A 23,876-nucleotide genomic window follows, 5' to 3' on the forward strand; every position below is an offset into this window, starting at 1 on the left:
TGCCCGCCATCTCGATGTGCTGGTGAGCGGTATACCCCAGAGGTATAAATATGACTCAGAGGTATACCGCTCACTACCGCATCCGCCCCGACGGAGGTGACCGACGGTCACCCCCCGAGCCTGGGTGAGTAACTACACGCCTAGGGTGCGCCGGTCGACCGCGATGGGCGCGCGCTACTCCGAGAAGCGGTCACCAATCTGGATCTCGTCGTACCGAGGTTTCGGTACGCAGGAGTTCCTGCTCCCGCCGCTGTCGGTGACGTAGGTGATCCGGTAGCAGGTCCGCAGGCGGCACAGCTGGCCTTTGCGATTGCAGACGGACGTCGAGGTCGGCTCCTTGCCCGAGACGGCACCCTCGGTGTCACCGCGCGCCAACGACGCGATCAGTCCGATCGCCACGGCGAGAGCGCAGGCGATTCCCACCACCACGATGATCGGTTTTTTTGCCGACTCTCGGCGGCGGCGGGGCTGTTCCTCGCCGCCGGGATGCGCCGACGACGGACGGCCGTCTTCCTCGGTCACCTACCCACCCCCGTGTCACGGCCACCGTATAAGGACGTGGCAACGGCGGCGGGATAGCCCGATTTCGCTGAACTGGAGTCGATCTCGACCCCAAACGGTCGGTCGGACGTGGTTTCTGTCGGACCCGGTGGTTAGCGTCGATGTCACCGATGGTGCTCGGTTGGCGACGACAAGGCGCGAGCTGGCACCGCGAGCCGATCAGGAGGGGCAATGCTCATCGACTGCGACGGGTGCGCACAGCGGGCCGACGGCTGTTCCGGCTGCCCGCTGACCGCCCTGTTCGACGAGACGTCCCCGGCGGCCGGGCTGGTCGCCGCCGAGGTCGAGGCCATCGAGGTGCTCGCCCGGGCCGGCTTCGACGTGGAGGTGCTGGCCGCGCCGGCGCGCTCCGAGGCTCGCCGCCCTGCTGTCCGCCGGATCGCCTGAGCGCCACACCGCGCCCGGAAGCGGGCTCCGCGCGGGCCATAGGATGAGCGGTCACGACGGGAGGACGGCGCGATGAGCGGGACACGACGGGATGACGGCCGGCTCGTCGGCGCTGCGCTCGGCGGCGCTGCACGCGGCGGCTCGGTGTGCGGCGGCTCTGCGCGCGGCGACTCGGTGTGCGGCGGCTCGGTGTGCCGCGGCGGCGAAAAGGCGCGCCGCACGGCGGTGTCCCGTTGACCCCGCGCGGGTGGGCGCTGCTGACGCTGGCCGGGTTGACCATTGCGCTGGTCGTGGTCGCCGCGCTGTTCATCCCGTGGCACCGACCGCCGGCCCCGCGGGCCGACCAGCTCGCCGCGCTGCGTGACCTGCCGGCCGAGCAGGTGGCCAAGGGGCGGGAGTTCCGGGCCGCGCTGCGTCCGGGCGGTTACACCGCGCTCGCCGTGGGGCTGCTTGTCGCTCTCGCGCTCGGGCTGACCCCGCTGGGCAGCCGCCTGGTCGAGCTGGTGGGCCGGCCGTTCGGGGGGCACTGGGCCGCGCAGGCGGTCCTCGGCGGGCTGGCCGTGATGCTCGTCGCCGACCTGGTGACGCTTCCGTTCGCCGCCTGGCGCCAGAGCGTGCTCACCCGCTACGGGTTGAGCACCAACGGCTGGAGTGGCTGGGCGGTCGACCTGCTCAAGTCGTACGCGGTCAGTGCGGTGATCGGCGCGGTGGCGCTGGTCGGCTTCTACGCGGTGATCCGGTTCGCGCCGCGCTGGTGGTGGGCGTTCGGCGCGGCGGGTGCGGCGCTGCTGGTGGTGCTGCTGTCGTTCGTGCTGCCGGTGCTTGTGGAGCCGGTCTTCAACAAGTTCACCCCGATGGAGCAGGGCCCGCTGCGGGCCGAGCTGATGAGCATGGCCGCCCGCGACGGGGTGCCGGTGCGAGACGTGCTGGTCGCCGACGCGTCCCGGCGCACCAGGGCGGTCAACGCGTACGTCTCCGGTCTCGGACCGACCCGGCGGGTGGTCGTCTACGACACGCTGCTGCGCGAGGCGACGCCGGCCGAGGTGACCGCCGTGGTGGCCCACGAGTTGGGGCACGCGAAGGATTCCGACGTGACGGTGGGCACCCTGACCGGGGCGCTGGGTGCCGCGGCCGCCGTGGTGGCGCTCTATCTGCTCGGCTCGTGGGCGCCGCTGCTGCGGCTGGCTGGCGTCGACTCGGTCGCCCAACCACGCGCCTTTCCGTTGCTGCTGGCACTCGTCACGGTGGCCGGGCTGGTCGCCGCGCCGGTGCAGGCGCTGATGTCGCGACGGGTGGAAGCTCGGGCCGACGCACACGCGCTCGCGCTGACCCGTGATCCGCAGGCGTTCGAGTCGATGCAGCGCCGGCTCGGTTCGGTCAACCTCGGCGACCCCGATCCGCCGCGCTGGGAATATCTCTACTCGGCCTCGCATCCGTCCACCGTCGAGCGGATGGCCGCCGCCCGCGCGTACGCCCGGGAGGCCGGCCGATGAGCCGCACGCTGCTGATCACAAACGATTTTCCGCCCCGTCCGGGCGGCATCCAGTCCTTCGTGCACAACCTCGCGGTGCGACAACCGGCCGGCTCGGTGGTCGTTTACGCGTCGAGCTGGCGAGGGGCCGCGAAGTTCGACGCCGACCAGCCGTTCGAGGTGGTCCGGGAGCGCACCCGGGTGCTGCTGCCCACCCCGTTGATCGCCCGCAGGGCGGCACGGTTGGCGCGCGCGTACGACTGCGACACCGTGTGGTTCGGTGCGGCGGCCCCGTTGGGGTTGCTCGCCGCCGGCCTGCGTCGACGGGCCGGCGTCCACCGGGTGGTGGCGCAGACCCACGGCCACGAGGTTGGTTGGGCGGCGCTGCCGGCGGCCCGGCCCGCGCTGCGGCGCATCGGTCGGGGTGTGGATGTCACCACCTACCTCGGCGAGTACACCCGCAGCCGGTTGGCGCGCGTGCTGGACGGGGTGACCGAGCTGCGCCGGCTCGCACCCGGGGTCGACGTGGACACCTACCACCCGACAGTGGATGGCGAGCAGGTCCGGGCCCGGCTCGGTTTGACCGACCGTCCGGTGGTGGTCTGTGTGTCCCGGCTGGTGCCGCGCAAGGGTCAGGACATGCTGATCCGGGCACTCCCGGAGATCCGCCGCCGGGTGCCCGAGGCGGCACTGCTGATCGTCGGCGGCGGGCCGTACCGGGCGACCCTGGAGAAGCTGGCCCGTCAGACCGGTGTGGAGCGGGACGTGGTGTTCACCGGCTCGGTGCCGTCGGCCGAGCTGCCGGCGCACTACGCGGCCGGCGACGTCTACGCGATGCCGTGCCGCACCCGCAACCGTGGTCTTGACGTGGAGGGGCTGGGCATCGTCTACCTGGAGGCGTCCGCGACCGGCCTGCCGGTGGTGGCCGGTGACTCCGGGGGCGCACCGGACGCGGTCCGCGAGGGGGAGACCGGTTACGTCGTACGCGGGCGGGACGTGGCCCAGCTTGCCGACCGGGTCGCCCGGCTGCTCGCCGACCGGGACCTGGCCCGCCAACTGGGCGCTGCCGGCCGGGCCTGGGTGGAGCGGGAGTGGCGCTGGGAGGCGCAGGCGGAACGGATGAGGGCGCTGCTCGTCGGCTGAGCGCCGGCCGCGTTCAGCTCTCCCGGGCCGGCGCGTAGCGCGGCACGTACTCCTGGCCGGTGAGCTTCTGGATCTCCGCCATCACCTCGTCGGTGACCGTCCGGATGTCGCGCGGCCCGTTGATCCGGTCGGCGACCGGGATCGGCGGGCCGAACCGCAGGGTGACCGGATGTCGACGGGGCAGCCGCGCGTCGACGGACAGCACCTCGGCGGTGCCGAGCACGCCGACCGGAATGATCGGCACCCCGGCGTCGCGGGCCAGCCGGGTCATCCCGACGCGGCCCCGGTAGAGCCGCCCGTCCGGGGAGCGGGTGCCCTCCGGGTAGATGGCGACCAGGCCACCGGCGCGCAGCACGGGTATGGCGGCGTCGAGAGCGCGCAGGGCGGCCCGGCCGCCGGCGCGGTCGACCGGGATGGCGCCCATGCCGGCGACGATCCGCCGGTTGAGCCAGCCGCCCGGACCGTGGCCGTTGAAGTACTCGACCTTTGCCCAGAAGGTGACGTGTCGGGGCGTCGAGGTGACGAGAAACCACTCGTCGGCGACGGACAGGTGATTGCCGGCGAGGATCGCGCCGCCGTGTCGGGGCAGGTGCTCAAGCCCTTCCACGTGGGGTCGCCAGCCCATCCGCAGTGCGGTGCCGACGGTCAGCTTGGTGACGTCGTACAGCAGGGGCACGTGTCCTCCGGGGTCGAGTTTCAGGCCGGCGCCGGGCCGAGGTGGGCCTCCAGCGCGGCGCGCAGCAGGGTGTCGTCGTCGGTGGCGCCGGTGGCCAGCGGCAGGCTGCCCCAGGCCCAGAGCTGGGCGATGCCGTGCAGGTTTGCCCAGAGCGCGCCGGCGAGCACCGCCGCGGGCGCGTCGGTGGGCCGACGTACCTGCGCCACCAGGTCGGCCAGGACGGTGAACAGCGGCAGGCTCGTCTCGCGCAGCCGTAGCCGGCCGCTGTCCAGCAGGTCGTGGCGGAACATCAGCTCGAACATGCCGCGGTGGGCCGCCGCGAAGTCCAGGTACGTCCGGGCCAGCGCGGTCAATCGGGTACGCGGGTCCGGGTCGACGTCGCGCATCGTCTGCTCGACGCGGGCGGTGAGGTCGGCGAAGCCCTCCCGGGCGACGGCGGAGAGCAGGTCGACGTGGGTGGGGAAATAACGGCGCGGTGCGCCGTGCGAGACCCCGGCACGGCGGGCGATCTCCCGCAGTGACACCGCCGACTGGCCCTCACGCAGCACCAGGTCCACCCCGGCAGCCACCAGCCGCCCCCGTAGGCCCGTCTCATCCGCGCCCATAGACACTGTCTACCAGCGACCGTAGACGCTGTCTACCCTCGTGCGGGTCGCCCCGGCGGCGCGCGCCGTGAGGTGAACGGGCCGGAGCGCGGGCCGGGCCGGGCCGGTGGTCGGGTCGAGGATTCAGCGGATGCGGGCCAGGATCCGGTCGGCGGGGGCCGGGCGCCCGAAATGCCAGCCCTGGCCGGCGTCGCAGCCGATCGCCCGTAGCCGCTCGGCCTGCCCGGCGGTCTCCACGCCCTCGGCGGTGACCGTCAGGTCCAAGGCGTGCGCCAGGGAGACCAGCGAGGCGAGGATCCGCTCGTCGGTGCGGCCGACCGAGGGTGACCGCAGGCCGGCGACGAACTCCCCGGCGACCTTCAGTTCGGTCACCGGCAGGTCCCGTAGATAGGCCAGGTTGCTGTAGCCGGTGCCGAAGTCGTCGATGGCGATCCGTACCCCGAGGTCGGCCAGCACCCGCAGGGCGCGGACCGGCTCCTCGGCGGTGCTCATCATCGTGCTCTCGGTGATCTCCAGTTGAAGCCGCTCCGGCGGCAGGCCGGTCTGCCGCAGGAGCGCGCGAACCTCCTGCACCAGCCCGGGGCGGTGCACCTGGCGTACCGCCAGGTTGACGCTGACGAACGGTGCGGCGCCGCTACCGGGCGCCCATGCTTCCGCCTCGCGGCAGGCCTCGGCCAGCACCCAGCCGCCCAACTGGACGATCAGGCCGGTCTCCTCGGCCAACCCGATGAAGCTGTCCGGGCGCAGCACCCCCAGCTCCGGGTGCCGCCAGCGGACCAGCGCCTCGACGCCGACCAGGCTGCCGTCGCGCAGTGAGGTCAGTGGCTGGTAGTCGAGGTAGAACTCGCCCCGCTCCAGCGCGGCCGGGATGGCCGCGGAGAGCGCGTACCGGGCCAGTTCGCGTTGGTTGCGCTCGGCGTCGTAGAGCGCCCAGCGCGCACCGCCGGCGGACTTCGCCCAGTGCAGGGTGCTGTCCGCGGCCCGCATCAGGTCACTGGGATTGGCTCCGGCCACCTGACGCTCGACGATGCCGATGCTCGCCGAGATCTGCAGCTCGTGCCCGTCGACGAGCGCCGGTGTCCGGACCGCGGCAAGCGCGGTCTCGGCCAACGCCACCATGTCGTCGGTGCCGCCGCTGCGTTGCACAAGGATGACGAACTCGTCCCCGCCGAGCCGGGCCACCAGGTGTTCACCCATGGCCTCGCACAGCCGTTCGGCCACCGTGACCAGCAGCCGGTCACCGACCTGGTGCCCCAGGGTGTCGTTGACGACCTTGAAGCGGTCCAGGTCCAGGAAGCACACCCCGACGCGCTGCGCGCCCCGGCCGGGTTCGTTGAGCGCCGCGGTGAGCCGCTCGGTGAACAGCGTCCGGTTGGGCAGACCGGTGAGCGGGTCGTGGGTGGCCTGATGACGGAACCGTGCCTCGCTGGCGCGCAGCGCCCGCTCGGCCTGCGTCCGGGCCCTCATGGCGGCCCGGCGAATCGACTCCTGCTCGTCGAGAGTGCGGTCGCGCAGCGCGCGGGCGTAGCCGGTCGCCACGGCCGCCAGCAGCCGGGCCATCCGGTCCTCGACCTCCTCGGCCACCAACCCGAGGTCGCGCACCAACCGAAGCTGGATGACCTCGACGGTACGACCCAACCCCTCCGCGGAGGCGATGTGCGCGGCGACCAGCTCGGCACCGACCCGGTGCCCGGCACGCAGGTCGAACGGCTCCGTGAGCAACGCGCCGGCCAGTTGCCCGGTGAGCCGGTCCAGCATGGTTTCCAGCTGGGCCTGGGTCATCGGCAGGTAGCTGGTGCCGGAGACCGCCTTCGCCCAGGCGCGGGCGAACGTGCCCGGACGGGAGGCCGCCTCGGGCGGCTCAGCCACCGAGTCGCCCGACGCCGCCCATGAAGACCGCGCGCTCGGCGTCCTCCGCGCTCTCCGGGGTGTCCGGTCGCCACTGGGGCACCCACACCACGCCGGGGTCGAGCAGCTCGAACCCGTCGAAGAGCGCGGTCAGCTCAGCCCGACCGCGTATCCACAGGGGATTGTCGGTGCGCCGGTAGACCCGCTCCGCCTCGGCGCGTTCGTCGTCGCTGCGCCCGTCGTCGCTGGCCTGCGACAGCACCAGATAGCTGCCGGGGGCGAGAGCGTCACGCAGCGTGCGCAGCAGCTCGGCCGGTCGGTCGTCATCCGAGACGAAGTGCAGGACGGCCACGACCATCACGGCCACCGGTTGGCTCAGGTCGAGCAGCTTGCGAACATCCGGGTGGGCCAGGATCGCCTCCGGGTGCCGCAGGTCCTCCTGCACCACCACCGCCCGTTCGTTGCCGGCGAGGATCTCGCGGCTGTGCGCCACCGCCACCGGGTCGACGTCCACATAGACCACCCGCGACTGCGGGTCGAGCCCCTGGGCGATCTCGTGCACGTTGCCGACGGTCGGGATGCCCGAGCCGATGTCCAGGAACTGCCGGATCCCGGCCTCGGCGAGGTGGTGCACGGCCCGGCGCAGGAACGCCCGGTTGGCCTGGGCCATCAGCGGCGCCTCCGGCACCGCCGCGACCATCGCCTGCGCCGTGGCGCGGTCCGCGGCGAAGTTGTGCGAGCCGCCGAGGTAGTAGTCGTACATCCGCGCGACGCTCGGGCGCTCGATGTCGATCGTGTCGGGTGCCCAGTCCGGCCGCTGCATGCGATCCACCCCTCGAGTCCGCGACGCGGGCGTCGTCGCCCGCGCGGGTATTGTGCACCCGCCACGCACGCCAGACCATAGCGTGCGCGAGGTTGCCCGCCGACGTTGGTCGATGCGCGACGGTCCGCGCTGGCCGAAGCTGGCGCGGACCGTCGGTCGTGAAGTCCCGCTGCACGAGCGGGGGCAGGTCAGAACTTCGGCGCGTCCGGTGCTTCGAGCAGGCCGAGCCGCAGAGCGGTCATCAGCGCCTGGGCCCGGTTGGCAGCGCCGAGCTTCTCGTAGAGCTTGGAGATGTGCGTCTTGGCCGTGGACTCGCTGACGAACAGTTGCTTGGCGATGCCGGCCACGCTCATTCCGTCGGCGAGCAGCCGCAGCACCTGCCCCTCGCGGGGAGACAACTGCGGACCGGACGGCGCGAGCCGGCGCTTCATCGCCTCGGCCAGATCGGCGGCGGTGAACGCGCTGGGGGAGGAGGCGGCGTGCCGCGCGGCGGCCACCACCTCGTCGGCCGGGGCGGTCTTCGGCACGAAGGCGCTCGCACCGGCCTCCAGGGCACCGAAGAGCTGGTCGTCGCCGGCGTACATGGTCAGCACCACGATGCCCATCGACGCACTGGACTTGCGCAGCGCGCGGGTGGCCTCCAGGCCGCTGCCGTCGGGCAGCCGCAGATCCATGATCACCACGTCCGGCTGCAGGGCGCCGGCCTGGCGTACCCCCTCTGCCGCCGTGGCGGCCTCACCGACGACCTCGAACTGCCGGTCGCGTTCGAAGGCGTGGCGCAGGCCCTTACGAATCAGGTCATGATCGTCAACAAGGAGGACCTTGGTGCGGGTGGCCGGTGTCGGACTTGTGGTCATCCTCGGGTTACTCCCCTTCTGGTGCTGCGCTGTCGCGCACGTTATCTCGGCGGGACGAGGTGCCGACAACCACGGCCACTGTCGTGCCACTGGGTTGCCGCGGCCTGATCTCCAACCGGCCCCGGATACGTTCCGCCCTCTCGGCCATGATCGCAAGACCGTACCGTCCGTCGGGGCGCTGGTCAGCCATCCCCTGACCGTCATCCGACACTTCTATTTGCGCGTACGGGGGGTCGACCTCGCACGTGACCCACAAATTCGAGGCGCCGGCGTGCTTGCGCGCGTTGGTCACCGCCTCCTGGGCGATGCGCAGCAACTCGGCCTCGGTGGCGGCCGGCAGGCGGGCGGTGGACTCGTCCAGCGAGAGGTGCACCCGCAGCCCGCCGGACGCGCCAACGGTGCGCGCGTACTCGGCGATGGCCGCGGCCAGCCCGCCCTGCCGGTCCACCTCGCTGCGCAGCTCGAAGAGGCTCAGCCGCAGTTCCTGGATCACCCGGGTCACCTCGCCGCGCAGCGTACGCAGGGCCTCGGCGGTCTCGTCGGCGTCGTCGAAGACGGTGGCCATGGCGTTGTCGATGCCGTAGCCGACCATCACCAACTCCTGCGCCACCCCGTCGTGGATCTCCCGGGCCAACCGCTGCCGTTCCTCGTTGGTGGCCAGCGAGCGCACCTCGTCGAAGAGCAGCGCCGCCTCCAGCCGCAGCGCGGCCGGGCGGGTCAGCGCGGTCACCCGGGACACCACCGGCGGTGGGTACGCGTGCGCGGCGTCCGCCTCCAGCACCACCAGCCCCACCGTCCGCACCCCGGCGACCAGCGGAACGATCAGCGCGGACACGTCCGGGCCCCGGTGCGAGCGGGACTGCGAGCGGGCGGCCGTCGTGGCCTGCTGGCTGGCCCAGGCGTCGGCGATCGCCGAGTCCGCGTCCAGCGTCGTCTCCCAGTCCACCCGGTCGACGCCGGACTGGGCGAGCACCACGAGCCGTCCTCCGCCGCTGGCCGACAGCACCGCGCCGCGGTCCGCCTGGGCCACCGTGCGCAACTCCTCAAGCAGGTGCTCGGAGATGCCGCCCGGGTCCAGGGTGGCGCCGGGCAACTGTCGGGCCACCGTCCGCAGCTGGGTCAGCAGCCGGGTCGCCTCGGCGTACGGCTGGGGTTTGCCCTCACCGCGGACCACCATCACCCGGTGCAGGGTGCCGGCGGCGTAGAGCCCGAGCGCCGCCAGGATCAGCCACTGCGCGCAGACCGCGAGGTAACCCGGCTGGCCGAGCTGCGGCCCTCCTTCGACCTGGGTCAGCGCACCGCTGATCAGCAGGGTGGCGGCGGTGACCGCGAGCAGGGCGGCGCCTTCGCGGAAGCGGCGGCGCAGCGCGGTGACGGTCACCGGGACCGCCAGGTAGGGCAGCACCGCCGAGGCGCCGAGCCCGTCGACGGTGCCGATCGACGCCACCGCGGCCACCTGGCTCGCGGCCAGGCCCAGCACCACCACCTCGGCCACCCGACTCAGCGGGGCGATCAGCCGGTGGTGCGGGGCCAGCAGGGACGGGAGCCCGGCCACCGCCAGCAGCGCGATCCACCACAGTTGGGTGACGTCGCGGGTGGCGAAGAGGGTCAGGATGGCGATCAGCGCCAGCATCACCAGGCGGGCGGCTGCGGCGAGGGGATGCGGGTGCGGTGCGGTGGCTGTGGATGCGGGCACGTGACGGATGGTAGTCAGCCTCGGTAGATGTCGGCGATGTCCGCCGCGTACGTCTTGTGGACGACCTGGCGCTTGACCTTGAGCGACGGGGTCAGCTCGCCGGTCGCCTCGGTGAAGTCGCGGGGCAGGACCCGGAACGTCTTGATCGCCTCGGCCTTGGAGACGGCCTGGTTCGCGGTGTCGACAGCGGCCTGGATCTCCCTGCGTAGGGCCTCGTGCTCCCGCAGCTGCTCGACCGGGGTGTCGGCGGGCATCCCGGCGCCCTCCAGCCAGGCCGGCAGCGCCTCCTCGTCGATTGTGACAAGCGCCGCGATGAACGGCTTGCGGTCACCGACGACGACACACTGGCTGATCAACGGGTGCGCCCGGACCAGGTCCTCCAGCACCGCGGGGGCGACGTTCTTGCCGCTGGCGGTGACGATCAACTCCTTCTTGCGCCCGGTGATGCTCAGGTAGCCGTCGGCGTCGAGCTGGCCCAGGTCGCCGGTACGGAACCACCCGTCGGTGCTGAGCGCCTCGGCGGTCGCCGTCTCGTTGCGCCAGTACCCCTGGAAGATCAGCTCGCCGGAGATCAGGATCTCGCCGTCGTCCTCGATCCGCACTGTCACGCCGGGCAGTGGGCGGCCGACGGTGCCGATCCGGGTGCCGGTGGGCAGGTTCGCCGCGGCGGCGGGCGAGGTCTCGGTCAGGCCGTAGCCCTCCAGGACCGTCACGCCGATGCCCCGGAAGAAGTGACCGAGCCGCGCGCCGAGCGGCGCGCCGCCGGAGATGGCGTCGCGGCACCGCCCACCGAGCGCGGCGCGCAGCTTGCCGTAGACCAGCCGGTCGAAGACCACGTGCTGGGCGCGCAACGCCAGACCCGGTCCGCCCGGGGTCTCCAGAGCCTCGCTGTACGCGATGGCGACCTGCTCGGCGCGGGCGAAGATGCCGCCCTTACCGTCGGCCTCGGCCTTCTGCTTGGCCGCGTTGTAGACCTTCTCGAACACCCGGGGTACGGAGAGCACGAAGGTCGGCCGGAACGCCTGCAACTCGGCGACCAGGTTCTTGGTGTCGGCGCAGTGGGCCATGGTGGCCCGCGCCTGGACGACGCCGATCTGGATCAGCCGGGCGAAGGCGTGTGCCAGTGGGAGGAAGAGCAGGGTGGACGCGCCGGCGTTGAACAGGTTCGGCAGCACCGGCACCGCGTTGGCGATGTCGGCGTACATGTTGCGGTGGGTGAGCACGCAGCCCTTGGGGCGGCCGGTGGTGCCGCTGGTGTAGATGATGGTGGCCAGGTCGTTGGCGCCGACCGCCTTGCGTCGCCGCTCGACCTCGGCCAGCTCGACAGTGGCACCGATCCTGACCAGCTCGTCGACCCCGCCGAGGTCGATCTGCCAGACGTGGTTCAGCTCGGGCAGCCGGTGTCGGACGCCGGCGATCAGGGCGGCGTGCGCGTCGGTCTCGACCACGACGGCGACCGCGTTGGAATCCTCGATGATCCATGCGGCCTGTTCGGCGCTGGACGTCTCGTAGATCGGCACGGTGACCGCTCCGACGGTCCAGATGGCGTAGTCCAGCAGCGTCCACTCGTACCGGGTGCGGCTCATCAGCCCGACCCGGACACCGGGTTCGATGCCGGCGGCGATCAGTCCCCGGGCCACCGCGGCCACCTCGTCCCGAAACTGCCGGCAGGTCACCTCGGACCAGACGGTGACGGTGCCCTCGGCACCGGGGGTGGGGCGGGCGAACTGGACGGCGTCGGGCGCGGCCTCGGCGTTGTCCCAGACCGGATCGGTGAGGTTGGCCGCGTCGCCAACGGTGATGATCGGCGGGACGGAGAACTCGCGCACCTGCACTCCTTCGTGCTCGCACTGGCCGGGCCGGCCACCGCCGACGGACGGTGGCTGTGTCGAAACCTACCCGGTGAGCACTGGCACACTGCTAGGGCCTGCGCTGTCCCCGCCCCCTGCGGACCTCGGGCGGCGCGGCGGGGACGGCGCGGCGTGGAGGTGTGGCCCGCCGGGTAGCCTCCCCCCATGGCGGACTCCTCCACCCAGTCGATCATCATCGGCGCCGCACCAGATCGGGTGACGGCGGTCATCTGCGACTTCGCGGCCTACCCGGAGTGGACCGACGCGGTTCGCCGCGCCGAGGTCGTCGAGGAGTACGAGGACGGCTACGCCAGCCAGGTGCGCTTCACCATCGACGCCGGGGTGATGGCCGACGAGTACGTGCTCGCCTACGAGTACGCCGAGGACCTCTCCCGGATCGAGTGGCACCTTGTCGCTCCCTCGAAGATGCAGAAGTCCCAGCGCGGTTCGTACGACCTGGTGGGTAACCCGGACGGCAGTACGACGGTGACCTACACGCTGGAGGTCGACCTGTCGGTGGGGATGCTCGGGATGTTTCGGCGCAAGGCCGAGAAGATGATCATGGATACCGCGTTGAAGCAGCTCAAGCGCCGGGTAGAAGCAACCGGTGCGGCGCAGTGACGGGTCCGGTGGCACGGTAGAGGAGCCGAGGGTGGGCGGAACGGATCCGGGTTCGGCCCGGGAAGAGGCGGAGCGGCTGGTCGCCACCCTGCTCGCGGGGGCGCGACTGGCCTCCGCCGGCTCGGCGGGCGGCGCGTTCGGCTCGCTGGGCGGGGTGCTGGCCGGTGTCCTCGGTCACAGTATCGACTCGGACGGGCGTCCCGGCGCCGGCGGTGCTTTCGCCACCGGATCGGCCGAATGCTGCGTCTGCCCGGTCTGTCGGGGCATCGCCGCGTTACGCGACCCAAGTCCGGAATTCGCCGAACGCCTCGCGACCGGCGCCGGTGATCTCGCGGCGGGCGTCGCAAGCCTGCTCCGCGCGTTCTCCCCGGCGCAGACGTCCCCGACGAGCCCATCCGGTCCGACCCCCGAGCCGACCGTCGCGCCACCGTCGGCACCGGCCGCGAGCACCGACCATGTGCTCCCGGAGCCAGCCCCCGGCGACCCGTCGAGCGCAACCGGCGACGAACACGTGTGGCGCGATGCCACCCGCAGCGGGCATGATTCTCAGCCGGCGCCGGAGCGGGATGTCTGGTCGGTCGCCACCCGGACGGCGGACCCACTCGCCCCGGCCGCCGCACCACCCGTCGACGACGCCGGGACGGCGACCGTACCGGCACCGACCACTCATCCCGCGGTGCCCGCTTCGCGGGTGCCGGACGACACCGGAGCGCAAGCCCCGGGCGACGGCGCCTGAGCGCGGGACATCCCGATCCGGACCGGCATGCCGCCGGGACACGGGCCGGACAGTAGAGGGGAGCGGCAGCGGTGACGCTGACCATCGGAGTCGACGTCGGTGGCACGAAGGTGGCTGGCGGTGTTGTGGACGACACCGGCACGGTCCTCGTGCAGACCCGACGGGACACCCCCGCCGATGACGTCGGCAAGACCCGCGACGTCATCATCGAGCTGGTCGGCGAGTTGGCGGCCGGGCGGACGATCGAGGCCGTCGGCATCGGTGCGGCCGGCTGGATCGACGCCAGCCGCTCGACAGTGCTCTTCGCTCCCAACCTGGCCTGGCGGGACGAACCGCTGCGGCAGTACGTCAGCGAGGCCGTCGGCCTACCCGTGATCGTGGAGAACGACGGGAACGTGGCCGCCTGGGCCGAGTTCCGCTACGGCGCGGCCCGCGACGCCGACGACTCCATGATCATGTTCACCATCGGCACCGGTGTGGGTGGCGGCATCGTCCTCGGCGGCGACCTGATGCGCGGCGCGCACGGCATCGCCGCGGAACTGGGCCACATGCTGGCCGTGCCGGACGGGCACCAGTGCGGCTGTGGCCGGCTCGGCTGCATCGAGCAGTACGCCAGCGGCAGCGCCCTGGTGCGCTTCGCCCGAGCCGGCGCCCGGCAGGAGCCCAACCGGGCCACCGCGCTGCTCGACCTGGCCGGCGGTGAGGCCGAGGCGATCACCGGCCCGATGGTGACCGCCGCCGCGCAGGGTGGCGACCCCGTCTCCGCCGAGGCGTTCGCGCAGATCGGCCGATGGCTGGGCACCAGCCTCGCCGACATGGCGCAGATCCTCGACCCGCAGACCCTGGTGGTCGGCGGCGGTGTGATCGACGCCGGTGACCTGCTGCTCGGCCCGACGCGTCGCTCGTACCTCGACGCGCTCGCCCAGCGCGGTCGCCTGCCGGTGGCCGAGGTGCTCCCGGCCGAGCTGGGCAACAGCGCCGGGGTGATCGGCGCCGCCGACCTGGCCCGCCGGATCTGAAGCGGTCCGGGATGGGCGTGCCGCTGCGCGTGGTGTCGTACAACATCCACAGCCAGCGCGACGACACCGCCGCGCTGGCGGCGGTGGTCCGGGCCGCGCGGCCGGACGTGGTGATCGTGCAGGAGGGGCCGCGCCGGTTCCGGTGGCGGCAGAAGTCCGCCACGCTGGCCGAGTCGTTCGGTCTGGTGGTGGCCGCCGGCGGGCTGCCGGCGCTGGGTAACCTGCTGCTGACCAGCCTGCGGGTCCAGGTGCGGGGCAACCGCTGCCAACGCTTCCCGCTGACCCCCGGCCGGCACCTGCGCGGCGCCGCGTACGCCGACTGCCGGGTCGGCGACGCCCGGTTCACCCTCGCCGGCTCGCACCTGTCCACGGACCCGACCGAGCGTCCCGGGCAGGCCGCCGAGTTCAAGCGTGGCCTGGACGCGGCGACCAGCCCGGTGGTGGCCGGGGCGGACCTCAACGAGGGCCCGGACGGTCCGGCGTGGGCCACCGTGTCGCGCGGGTTGACCGACACCGCGGTGGCCGCCGACCAGGCCGACCGGCTCACCTACTCCTGCGCCGACCCGCGCCGACGCATCGACGCGCTCTTCGTCGACCCGCTGATCACCGTTGTCGACTACGACGTGGTGGACACCCCGCAGACCCGCCGGGCCAGCGACCACTTCCCGGTCCTGGTCGACCTGCTGCTACCCGCCGGCGGCTGACCCCGATCCCGGCTCGACAGTCGACGCGTCCGGCTCAGGACTGGACATCCGGCTCGGTTGTGGAGAGGATTTCGCGGCGACCGGCACGCCTGCCGTACCAAAAGGAGATGTCCCGGTGTCCACCTCCACCGACCACGGCCGGCCCGACCCGGAGGCGACCTCGTCCGCGCGCAGCGGCGACGGTCCCCCGGTCTCCGACCGGGGCGACACGGTCTGCGTCATCGGGGCCGGGGCCAGCGGCCTGACGGCCATCAAGAACCTGCGCGAACACGGCTTCGGCGTGGACTGCTACGAGCGGGAGACGGGCGTCGGCGGCGCCTGGAACTGGCGGCACGACCGCAGCCCGGTGTACGCCAGCACCCACCTGATCTCGTCGAAGCCGTTCACCCAGTTCCCGGACTTCCCGATGCCGGACTCCTGGCCGGACTACCCGCACCACGGTCAACTGCTGTCGTACTTCGAGCGGTACGCCGACCACTTCGACCTGCGCTCGCACATCTGGTTCGGCACCGAGGTGATCCGGGTCGAGCCCGCCGAGGGGGACCGGTGGGACGTGACCACCCGCTCCACCGGCGGGTACGGCCCGGAGCGCACCTCCCGGTACGCGGCTGTGGTGATCGCCAACGGCCACAACTGGTCACCGAAGCTGCCCCGCTACGAGGGCCTGGAACAGTTCCGTGGCGAGATCATGCACGCCTCGTCCTACAAGGACCCGGCGCAGCTGCGCGGTAAGCGGGTGCTTGTGGTCGGCGCCGGCAACACCGGCTGCGACATCGCCGTCGAGGCCGCCCAGCAGGCGTCGCGTTGCTGGCACTCCACCCGGCGCGGCTACTGGTACGCGCCGAAGTACGTGCTCGGCCGCCCCGCCGACCAGGTGAACGACAGCCTGCTGGCGTTGCGCGTGCCACTGCGGGTGCGGCAGTGGCTCTACCACTGGACGCTGCGGTTGACCGTCGGCGACCTGACCCGGTTCGGCCTGCCCAAGCCCGACCACCGGGTGTACGAGACGCACCCGATCGCGAACAGCCAGCTCGTCTACTACGTGGGCCACGGTGGGATCGGCCCGGTGCCGGACATCGCCCGGTTCCACCCGTACGCCGTGGAGTTGGCCGACGGCCGCGAGATCGACCCCGAGGTGGTCATCTTCGCCACCGGCTACCTGCCGCGCTTCGAGTTTCTGGACGCGTCGGTGTTCGGTGACAGCGCCGGGGCGGGCCGGCCCACGCTGTGGCTCAACGCGTTCACCCCGGGGCACCCGACGCTGGCGGTCGCCGGCCTGGTGCAGCCGGATTCCGGGTTGTTCACCCTGTCGCACTGGCAGACGGTGCTCTTCGCCCGGCTGCTGCTGGCCCGCCGGGACCGACCGGAGCGGGCCGCCGCGTTCGCGTCTCGGGTGCGTGAGCGCGCCGGGGAGCGTTACTCCGGGCAGGTCAAGGAGAGCAGCCGGCACTGGTTCGAGGTCGGCCACGCCGACTACCTGCGCGCCATCCAGCGCGCCCTGGTCGAGCTGGAGGGCAAATGAGCACGAGCGAGCTGCGGATCATGCGGGGCGGGGAGTGGTCGCGTCCGGTCCGACCGGCCCGGCGGGAGGTGCTCAGCGCGATCCCCGAGCTGGAGGAGGGGCGACCGCCGCTGCTCTTCGTTCCCGGGTTCGGGCACGGTGCGTGGGCGTTCGCCGAGCACTGGTTGGGTCACGCGGCAGGGCGGGGTTTCCCGGCGTACGCGGTGAGCCTGCGCGGGCACGGTGGCAGCGAGCCGGCGCCGGAGGCGACGCTGCGCGCGTACGCGCACGACGTGGTCCAGGTGGCCGCGAGCCTGCCGCGTCAGGCGGTGCTGGTGGGGCACGGCGCCGGGGCTCTGGTGGTGGCACACGCGTTGGCCCGTTATCCGGCTCGGGGCGCGGTGCTGGTGGCGCCGGTCTTCGGCGGCTGGGGAGTGCTGGGCGCGGCGTTGCGCCGCAACCCGGGGGGCACGGTGCCGGCGGTGTTCGGTGGGCCGTTGCGGCTCAACCGTGGGCAGTTGTTCAGCCGTGAGTTGCCCGACGAGGAGGCCCGGCGGTACGTCGGACGACTCGGCCGGGCGGGTCGGCGGGCGCAGTGGGCTCTGCTGGGTGAGCCGGAGGCCGAGCCGGCGGTGGGCGCCCCGCCCGTGCTGGTGCTGGGCAGCCCGGACGACCGGGTGGTGCCGGCGTCGACATTGACCCGGGTGGCCCGCCGGTACGGTTCGGCCCCGCTGCTCTTTCCCGGGATGGGCCACGACCTGATGCTGGACGCGCGTTGGGCGGAGCCGATCGACGCGATCCTGGACTGGCTGGAGAAGGTGCCCACGGCGCACTGAGCACCCGGGTGGGCCGCGCGCCCGCCGGGTCCTCGCCGCAGCCGTGCGCGGACGGTCGGCCGCCGGTCCTGCTGACGGGTGGGTCGCGCTCGGCGACGAACCCGGGGAGGCCGCTCAGCCGCTGGTCTGGTGGGTGACCGAGCTGGCGGTGGAGGGGGCGGGTCGCGGGACCCGCGCGTCGTCGGCGGAGGTGGCGGCGTCCGGGTTGGCGGTGCCGGGGTTGGCGTCGCTGCTGGTCAGGCGGCCGACCAGGGCGCCGCGCTCGTCCAGGGCGCTCAGGTAGGAGCGGGCCCAGGCCCGGATGTCGTGCTCCTGCAGGTGGGCACGCATGGCCCGCATCCGTTGCCTGGTGTCGGCCGGGCTGGCCCGCAGCGCGGCGCAGAGGCCCTGCTTGAGCCCCTCCAGGTCGTGCGGGTTGACCAGGTACGCCTGGGAGAGTTCGGCGGCGGTGCCGGCGAACTCGCTGAGCAGCAGGGCGCCGGTGTCGTCCACCCGGGCGGCCACGTACTCCTTGGCGACGAGGTTCATCCCGTCGCGCAGCGGAGTCACGGCCATCACGTCGGCGACCCGGTAGAGCGCGGCCAACTCGGCCCGGTCGAAGGGCTGGGTGAGGTAGTGGATCGCCGGCTCGCCGACCCGGCCGAACTCGCCGTTGATCCGGCCCACCTCGCGCTCGATCCGCTCACGCAGGATCTGGTACTGGCCGACGCGTTCCCGGCTCGGCATCGCGACCTGCACCAACACCGTGTCGCGAACCTTGACGTCGCCGCTGGCGAGCAACTCGCTGTACGCCTTGAGGCGCTGCTCGATGCCCTTCGTGTAGTCCATCCGGTCCACGCTGAGGATGACCTGCCGGGGGTCGCCGAGGTCCTGGCGTAGTCGGCGGGCTCGGGCGGCCACGTCCGGGCGGGCGGCGAGCGCGCCCATCTCGGCGGTGTCGATGGAGACCGGGAACGCGCCGATGCGCACGACCCGGTCGTTGATGCCGATCCGCCGGTCGGTGGCCGGCAACTCCAGCACCCTCGTCACCAGTTGGGCGAAGTTGTGCGCCGCCTGCACCCGCTGGAAGCCGACCAGGTCGGCGCCGAGCATCCCGCGCAGCAACTCAGCCCGGCGCGGCAACTGCATGAAAAGCTCCGGCGGTGGGAACGGCACGTGCAGGAAGAAGCCGATGCGCAGGTCCGGACGGAGCGCGCGCAGCAGGCCGGGGACCAGTTGCAGGTGGTAATCCTGCACCCAGACCACCCCGCCCTGCTCGGTGACCTTGGCGGTCGCCTCGGCGAAGCGTTGGTTGACCCGCTGGTACGCCTCCCACCACCGCCGGTGATGCTGCGGCTGCTCGACGGCGTCGTGGTAGAGCGGCCAGAGGGTGGCGTTGGCGAACCCCTCGTAGTGGTCGCGCAGGTCTTCCGGGCTGAGCGCGACGGTGTGCATCCGGACGCCGTCCACGTCCGGTAGTGCGGGGGCCGGACCGGTGCCGCCGGCCCAACCGACCCAGGTTGCCGGGGTGTGCCGCAGCAGTGGGTGCAGCGCGCTGACCAACCCACCGGGGCTGCGCCGCCACTCGCAGGCCCCGTCGGGGGCCTGGCTGTCGTCGATGGGGAGGCGGTTGGCCACCACCACGAGGGAACTCTGTCGCATCTCGGGCATTCCGATCAGCAGAGGACTGACCGCCACGAGCAAGGGAAAACCGGTCAGTCAGCGGGGGAAGTGACGTACAGCGGTATTCCTACTGACAGTAAGTTACACCACTGTTACGCCCCCGGCGGGTCGGCGTCGTCCCGGGATGCGGGCCAGGATCAGACGACGGCGCCGTTGTCCGGGTCGTCCTCGTCCTCGTCGCCGGGGCGCAGCCGCCAGATCAGCGTGACGAAACCGGCCAGGATGCCGGTGAACCCGAACAGGGTGACCGCCGAGCGGTCGATGGGGAGCAGCGACGGGAAGAGGAAGAGCACGAACCCGACGACCACCCCGAGCACACCGATCACCGCGTACTTGCTGACCCGGGGCAGCGGCGGCGGCGGGGGCGGGTGGTAGCCCTCGTCGTCCTCGTCGTCGGGCAGGTCGGCCCCGAAGGTGTCCAAGCCGTCCAGCAGCGACGGCTCGTCCGGCCGGGTGCCGCGCCCCACGGAGATCCCGGAGATGTCGGTGGCGGACGGCAGCCGGCGGATGTCGGTGGCGGTCGGACCCGGCTCGTCGGTCCCCGAGCGGGCCAGCGGGCCGGTTGCCGGTTCGTCCCGGGAGTCCCGTTCGTCCACGTCCTCCGAGGCCGGCCACGGGTGGTCGCCGACGGTGGAGGAGGTGTGGAAGCTGGCCACGATCCGCGCCCACTCGGCGTCGATGTCCGGTTCGTCGCGGGCGGGCGGCTGCTCCGGGGTGGTCTCGTCAGCGAGCTGGGTCAGATAGTCCCGTGCGGTCGTCAGGTGTGAACGGTCGACGTAGAGCCGGTCGACCGGCCGGGCCGGAACGGTGGTGGTGCGGGTGACCGGGTTGAGGTCGGCGGAGGGCTGCAGGTAGGCGGCGATCCCGCCAGCGGCCAGCACGTCGAGCAGGTGCTCGCCGACGCGCGGATCGACGTCGCCGACGACGGCGTACTCGTTCGCGTCGAGCCCGTTGTCCCGCCGTCCCCGGCGGGCACCACCCGCTGACACCCGGACATCCCCCTTAAGCGCCTCTCGGCGCGACCCTCGACGCCCGTCCGCACGCCGTGCTCTGAATCGTGACACGTCAGGGCATGGTTCCGGGAGTGCGTTGTGTCGCGTCTTCCAAAGTCACGGCTGCCGCCGCAGGTCGCGACCGGGGCTCTTTGTCCGTTCTTGCGCAACCAGCGCCATCTCGGTGACCGTTGGCATTCGGGCGGCCGATGCGGCCCCGAGTCCGGCGACCCCCACGCGCAGAGCCGGCCGCCCGATCGCGGCTCAGCAGGCCACCGCCGGCCCGGTCGGGCTGATCGGCCGCCCGGCCAGGGCGAGCAGGCCGGGGGCGTCGTTGCGCAGCGCGAAGGTGCGTACCTCCGCGCGGGTCGCCCGTGCGCCTGCCGGGTCGCCGGCGCGGGTCAGCTCCGCCGCCGCGAGCGCGAGCGCCAACACCCGGTCGCTGACGTCCGGGATCCGCTCGTAGGTCTCGGCGGCGGCCAGGTGCAGCTCGGCGGAGCGCCGATGGTCGCCGTCCGCCGCGGCCAGGGCCGCCGTCACGGTCCGCAACGCCGCCTCCGACCAGGGCGTGCGGTGCCCGACCCGGCCCAGCATCGTGCGGACCCGCACCGCCGCGCTCCGACCGCTCAGGGCGGCGGCGTACGCGGCCGCGGCGATCCACTCGCCACTGGCCAGGGCCGGCACCGCCGACCAGCGCTTATCCAGTTCCTCGATCAGCTCCGCGGCCTCGGCGTCGCGCCCCTGCAACGCCCGACACAACGCGGCCATGCTCAGCATCGTCCAGAGCAGCCGGTGGAACCCGCTGCGCCGCGCGGTGTCCAACGCGTCGGTCAGGTCGTCCGGGTCCTCGTCGTCACGAAGCACCAGCAGACAGCAGCGCAACCCGCGCACCTGCATGTCCCAACTCCCGGTGGGCGTGTCCACGAACGCCTCCGCCGCTGCGAGGAGCCGCCCGAAGTCGCCGTCGAACCAGGCGCGCATCGCCTCCGCCGAGTAGCTGGTGGTCAGGGTCTGACCGCTGGCGGTCCGCGCCGGCGCGGCCGAGAGCAGGGCGTTTGACCGCAGCCAGTCGCCCTCCTCCCGGATCGCCCAGGCGAGGTTCTGGGTGGCCCGGGGCAGCGCCAGCAGTTGACCGGCCCGGGCGAACTCGACGATCGCGTGCAGCTCGTCCAGGCCGACCCGGTCCCCGGACTGGTAGCGGGCGGTGGCCGCGGTGATCCGCGCGTTGGTGCTGGTCTCGGTCAGGCCCAACTGTTCGGCGATCTCGGCCGCAGTGTCCGCCGCTGCCACGGCCGGGTCCCGCTCGTAGTTGAGCATGTGCAGCCGGCCCATCTCGGCGTACGCGTCCGCCTTCTGCGAGGTGTCCGGAAGTGGCTCGAACAGCTGCACCGCGCGGTCCAGGCAGGCCAACGCGTCGCCGCGGTCGGCCCGCAGCCAGGCGGCCTGGCCGAGCAGCGTCCACGCCCGGGCGGCGCACGCGTTGTCACCGTGCGACAGCAGCCGGTCGGCGAGCGCGTGCACCTGCTCCGGCCCGCCGCCGGAGAGGAACGCGTTGCCGTCCCGGTAGAACGAGATCTCCGTGCTCAGCAGCTCCAACTGGAGCCGGCCCACCGGGTCGGTGTCGTCGGCCAGGCCGAGTGCCCGGCCCGCGTGGCTGGCCGCCGCGTCCAACCCGTGCAGCGCGTACGCCCGTCTGGCCGCCCGGTGCAGCGCCTGCCGCGCCGGCCCGGCGTAGCGCCGCACCTGCATGCCCAGCGAGCGGGCGATCTCGTGCGCCGCCCAGCGGTGGTGCGCGAGCACCTCGGCCAGGTCGGTGTCGCGGGAGTGCGACAGCGCGTCGAGCCAGTCGGCGGCCCGCTCGTGCCGGGCCACCCGCTCGGTGCGCGGCAACCGCTGGTAACAGACGTCGCGGACCAGCACGTGACGGAACCGGAACTCCGCCTGCCCGGCCATCGTCGACGCGGCCTGCTCGTGCACGAAGTCGCGCTGTTCGAGTCGGCGCAGCGACCGCTCGACCGACTCGACCTGTTGCCCGAGCGCGGTGGCGACCGCGCCGGGCCAGAACTGCACCCCGACCACCGACGCGGCCAGCAGCACCGCGCGGTCCTTGGCGTCCAGCAGGTCCACCCGGTTGGCGATCACCGCGTGCACGCCCTCCGGCATGGTCAGCTCAAGCTGCTTGTCCAGCGACCACCCCCGCCCCGACTGGCGCAGCGCCCCCTGCTCGATCAGCATCCGGACGTACTCGTGGGCGTAGAGCGGGTTGCCGCCGGCCACCTCGATCAACGGGGTCAGCATGTCGGCGGAGAACGCCGCCTGGCCGAACAGGTGCGCGTACAGGGCGGCGATGCCGGTGTCGCGCAGTGGCGGCAGGGTGATCGTCACCGAGCCGGTGATCGTTCCGGCCCAGCTCGGGTCCCGGTCGACCAACTCCGGGCGGGCGGTGCACAGCAGCAGCAGCGGCACGTCGCGGGCCGCCGCCCCGAGCAGCTCCACGAAACGCAGCATCGCGTCGTCGGCCCAGTGTAGGTCCTCGAAGACCAGCACGGTGGGACGCTGGGCGGCCAGCGCCAGCAGGAAGCGACGCCACGCCGACTCTGCCTCCTCGGCCGGCAGCGGCGTGCCGGGTAGCCCGACCAGCGGGCGTAGCGCGTCCACCACCCGGTCCCGTTCGCCCGGGCCGATCAGCTCGCCCACGGCAGCGGCCAGCCGCTGCGCGGCGCTGGTCGCCGGGTCGGTGTCGAGGATGCCGGCCTCGGACTTCACGATGTCGGCGAGCGCGGCGAAGGTGACGTTCTCCCCGAACGGCGGGCAGCGCCCAATGCGCCAGGTCAGCGGCTCGTCGATCAGCCGGCCGGTGTGCCGGTAGAGCTCCCGCAGCAGCCGGCTCTTGCCGATGCCGGCCCGGCCGAAGATGGTGACCACCTGCGGTCGCCGGTCGCGAAGCGACCGGTGCAGGGCGTTGACGAGCATCCCCAGCTCGTGTTCCCGGTCAACAAGCGGTGTGGTGTCCGGCTCCCGGTCGGTGGGTTGGCGACGCAGCGGGGACAGGGCGAGCCACACCTCGGTCGGCGACGACCGGCCGCGCAGGGTGACCGGGGGCTGCTCCTCGTAGCGGATCGCATCCTTGGTGAGCGCCTGGGTGGTGCCACAGACCAGCACCCCACCGGGTGGCGCGACCGACTGCATCCGGGAGGCTGTGTTCACCACGTCGCCGGCCACGATGGCCTGTCCGCCGTCGCGCGCGGCGGCCACGTCGACAAGCGCCTCGCCGGTGGCCACCCCGACCCGGAACCGCAACTCGTCGCTGCCGGTCGGCGCGAACCGGGTGAGCACCCGTTGCAGCTCCAGACCGGCCCGTACGCAGCGCAGCGCGTCGGTCTCGGTGGCGATCGGGGCACCGAAGAGCGCCATCACCGCGTCTCCGATGTACTTCTCCACCACCCCGCCGTACTGGCCGACCACGCGGCGGGCGGCGGAGAAGAACCCGGTCTGCATGCCACGGACCTGCTCCGGGTCGGTGCGCTCGACGTACGGCGTGAAGTCGATCAGGTCCACGAAGAGCACGCTCACCCGGCGGCGGTCCTCCTGTGGGGTGACCGCGGCCGGTCGGTCCGCGCCCGGTCGGGGCGACCCGCAGGACGTGCAGAACGTGACGTCCGAGGCGAGCGGGCGCAGGCAGTGCGGGCACACGGCGCCCAGCTCGGCGCCGCAGCCGCCACAGAAGCGGTCCCCGTCGGCGGCCGTGCGTCCACAGCGTCCACACTGCGCGGCGATGACATCTCCCCCCGGAGGCGAACGGGTCGACGCCGATGGCGTCGTCCCCTGACCGGGATTATCGCTCTCTTCGACCGCTGTCAGGTACTGGCCTGTTGGTTTGTGGACAGT

20 protein-coding genes are annotated in these 23,876 nt (G+C 72.8%); 9 read left to right on the top strand and 11 right to left on the bottom strand.

The window, feature by feature from the left end:
* Positions 1-174: 174 nt before the first annotated feature.
* On the bottom strand, positions 175-522 hold the full coding sequence (locus tag ABZU25_RS23730; protein WP_355031562.1) for a hypothetical protein: 348 nt from the start codon (positions 520-522) through the stop codon (positions 175-177).
* A 210-nt stretch (positions 523-732) separates the two neighbouring features.
* On the opposite strand from ABZU25_RS23730, the gene ABZU25_RS23735 reads away from it, so the two are divergent.
* From ABZU25_RS23735 to ABZU25_RS23745, 3 genes are all read left to right on the top strand, one after another.
* Positions 733-948, top strand: a complete 216-nt coding sequence (locus ABZU25_RS23735; protein WP_355031563.1) for a hypothetical protein — start codon at positions 733-735, stop codon at positions 946-948.
* Between the two features lie 233 nt (positions 949-1,181).
* Positions 1,182-2,441 (top strand): M48 family metallopeptidase, encoded by a 1,260-nt coding sequence (locus ABZU25_RS23740; RefSeq protein ID WP_355031564.1) that lies wholly within the window; start codon positions 1,182-1,184, stop codon positions 2,439-2,441.
* The gene (locus ABZU25_RS23745) at positions 2,438-3,562 is read left to right on the top strand and encodes a glycosyltransferase family 4 protein (RefSeq protein ID WP_355031565.1); all 1,125 of its coding nucleotides are present in this window, start codon (positions 2,438-2,440) and stop codon (positions 3,560-3,562) included. Before ABZU25_RS23740 ends, ABZU25_RS23745 begins: the two co-directional genes overlap by 4 nt.
* Before the next feature lie 13 nt (positions 3,563-3,575).
* Here the strand turns inward: ABZU25_RS23745 and ABZU25_RS23750 are convergent, their stop codons facing one another.
* The 7 genes from ABZU25_RS23750 to ABZU25_RS23780 form a co-directional block, all read right to left on the bottom strand.
* A complete protein-coding gene (locus ABZU25_RS23750; RefSeq protein WP_355031566.1) occupies positions 3,576-4,238 on the bottom strand; it encodes a lysophospholipid acyltransferase family protein in 663 nt (220 codons plus the stop codon).
* 20 nt (positions 4,239-4,258) lie between these two features.
* Positions 4,259-4,843: a TetR/AcrR family transcriptional regulator gene (locus ABZU25_RS23755; protein WP_355031567.1), complete on the bottom strand. Its 585-nt coding sequence runs from the start codon at positions 4,841-4,843 to the stop codon at positions 4,259-4,261.
* 123 nt (positions 4,844-4,966) lie between these two features.
* Positions 4,967-6,625, bottom strand: a complete 1,659-nt coding sequence (locus ABZU25_RS23760) for a bifunctional diguanylate cyclase/phosphodiesterase (protein WP_355031618.1) — start codon at positions 6,623-6,625, stop codon at positions 4,967-4,969.
* A gap of 79 nt (positions 6,626-6,704) precedes the next feature.
* Entirely contained in the window at positions 6,705-7,514 is an 810-nt protein-coding gene (locus ABZU25_RS23765) for an SAM-dependent methyltransferase (protein WP_355031568.1), read from the bottom strand.
* Between the two features lie 188 nt (positions 7,515-7,702).
* Positions 7,703-8,371, bottom strand: coding sequence for a response regulator transcription factor (locus tag ABZU25_RS23770; protein ID WP_007072219.1), 669 nt, complete (start codon positions 8,369-8,371; stop codon positions 7,703-7,705).
* Positions 8,372-8,378: 7 nt separating this feature from the next.
* Positions 8,379-10,067 (bottom strand): GAF domain-containing sensor histidine kinase, encoded by a 1,689-nt coding sequence (locus tag ABZU25_RS23775; RefSeq protein WP_355031569.1) that lies wholly within the window; start codon positions 10,065-10,067, stop codon positions 8,379-8,381.
* A 14-nt stretch (positions 10,068-10,081) separates the two neighbouring features.
* Positions 10,082-11,896 carry a long-chain fatty acid--CoA ligase gene (locus ABZU25_RS23780; protein ID WP_355031570.1) on the bottom strand — a complete coding sequence of 605 codons (1,815 nt, stop codon included), beginning with the start codon at positions 11,894-11,896 and terminating at the stop codon, positions 10,082-10,084.
* Positions 11,897-12,082: 186 nt separating this feature from the next.
* Here ABZU25_RS23780 and ABZU25_RS23785 point away from each other — a divergent pair, with 186 nt between their 5' ends.
* From ABZU25_RS23785 to ABZU25_RS23810, 6 genes are all read left to right on the top strand, one after another.
* Complete coding sequence (locus ABZU25_RS23785; RefSeq protein ID WP_355031571.1) at positions 12,083-12,538, top strand: SRPBCC family protein; 456 nt, start codon at positions 12,083-12,085, stop codon at positions 12,536-12,538.
* Positions 12,539-12,569: 31 nt separating this feature from the next.
* The gene (locus ABZU25_RS23790; protein WP_355031572.1) at positions 12,570-13,274 is read left to right on the top strand and encodes a hypothetical protein; all 705 of its coding nucleotides are present in this window, start codon (positions 12,570-12,572) and stop codon (positions 13,272-13,274) included.
* 71 nt (positions 13,275-13,345) lie between these two features.
* Positions 13,346-14,293 (top strand): ROK family glucokinase, encoded by a 948-nt coding sequence (locus ABZU25_RS23795; protein WP_355031573.1) that lies wholly within the window; start codon positions 13,346-13,348, stop codon positions 14,291-14,293.
* Positions 14,290-14,997, top strand: coding sequence for an endonuclease/exonuclease/phosphatase family protein (locus ABZU25_RS23800; RefSeq protein ID WP_355031619.1), 708 nt, complete (start codon positions 14,290-14,292; stop codon positions 14,995-14,997). The genes ABZU25_RS23795 and ABZU25_RS23800 overlap by 4 nt, the downstream gene beginning before the upstream one ends.
* A gap of 115 nt (positions 14,998-15,112) precedes the next feature.
* On the top strand, positions 15,113-16,519 hold the full coding sequence (locus tag ABZU25_RS23805) for an NAD(P)-binding domain-containing protein (RefSeq protein ID WP_355031574.1): 1,407 nt from the start codon (positions 15,113-15,115) through the stop codon (positions 16,517-16,519).
* On the top strand, positions 16,516-17,334 hold the full coding sequence (locus ABZU25_RS23810) for an alpha/beta fold hydrolase (RefSeq protein ID WP_355031575.1): 819 nt from the start codon (positions 16,516-16,518) through the stop codon (positions 17,332-17,334). Before ABZU25_RS23805 ends, ABZU25_RS23810 begins: the two co-directional genes overlap by 4 nt.
* Before the next feature lie 114 nt (positions 17,335-17,448).
* On the opposite strand, the gene ABZU25_RS23815 is transcribed toward ABZU25_RS23810, so the two are convergent.
* From ABZU25_RS23815 to ABZU25_RS23825, 3 genes are all read right to left on the bottom strand, one after another.
* Complete coding sequence (locus tag ABZU25_RS23815) at positions 17,449-18,975, bottom strand: trehalose-6-phosphate synthase (protein ID WP_355031620.1); 1,527 nt, start codon at positions 18,973-18,975, stop codon at positions 17,449-17,451.
* Positions 18,976-19,133: 158 nt separating this feature from the next.
* Positions 19,134-19,985, bottom strand: coding sequence for a DUF308 domain-containing protein (locus tag ABZU25_RS23820; RefSeq protein WP_355031576.1), 852 nt, complete (start codon positions 19,983-19,985; stop codon positions 19,134-19,136).
* Positions 19,986-20,252: 267 nt separating this feature from the next.
* On the bottom strand, positions 20,253-23,765 hold the full coding sequence (locus ABZU25_RS23825) for an adenylate/guanylate cyclase domain-containing protein (protein WP_355031621.1): 3,513 nt from the start codon (positions 23,763-23,765) through the stop codon (positions 20,253-20,255).
* Positions 23,766-23,876: the final 111 nt, after the last annotated feature.

Origin of the sequence: Micromonospora sp. NPDC005215 (assembly GCF_040607915.1) — a bacterium.
GTDB lineage: Bacteria > Actinomycetota > Actinomycetes > Mycobacteriales > Micromonosporaceae > Micromonospora.

What these genes read in the sequence shown, in the direction of transcription:
- ABZU25_RS23735 (WP_355031563.1), top strand. Translation starts at nt 733, where the DNA reads ATGCTCATCGACTGCGACGGGTGCGCACAGCGGGCCGACGGCTGTTCC.
- ABZU25_RS23745 (WP_355031565.1), top strand. Translation starts at nt 2,438, where the DNA reads ATGAGCCGCACGCTGCTGATCACAAACGATTTTCCGCCCCGTCCGGGC.
- ABZU25_RS23755 (WP_355031567.1), bottom strand. Translation starts at nt 4,843, where the DNA reads ATGGGCGCGGATGAGACGGGCCTACGGGGGCGGCTGGTGGCTGCCGGG.
- ABZU25_RS23760 (WP_355031618.1), bottom strand. Translation starts at nt 6,625, where the DNA reads ATGACCCAGGCCCAGCTGGAAACCATGCTGGACCGGCTCACCGGGCAA.
- ABZU25_RS23765 (WP_355031568.1), bottom strand. Translation starts at nt 7,514, where the DNA reads ATGCAGCGGCCGGACTGGGCACCCGACACGATCGACATCGAGCGCCCG.
- ABZU25_RS23770 (WP_007072219.1), bottom strand. Translation starts at nt 8,371, where the DNA reads ATGACCACAAGTCCGACACCGGCCACCCGCACCAAGGTCCTCCTTGTT.
- ABZU25_RS23785 (WP_355031571.1), top strand. Translation starts at nt 12,083, where the DNA reads ATGGCGGACTCCTCCACCCAGTCGATCATCATCGGCGCCGCACCAGAT.
- ABZU25_RS23810 (WP_355031575.1), top strand. Translation starts at nt 16,516, where the DNA reads ATGAGCACGAGCGAGCTGCGGATCATGCGGGGCGGGGAGTGGTCGCGT.
- ABZU25_RS23815 (WP_355031620.1), bottom strand. Translation starts at nt 18,975, where the DNA reads ATGCGACAGAGTTCCCTCGTGGTGGTGGCCAACCGCCTCCCCATCGAC.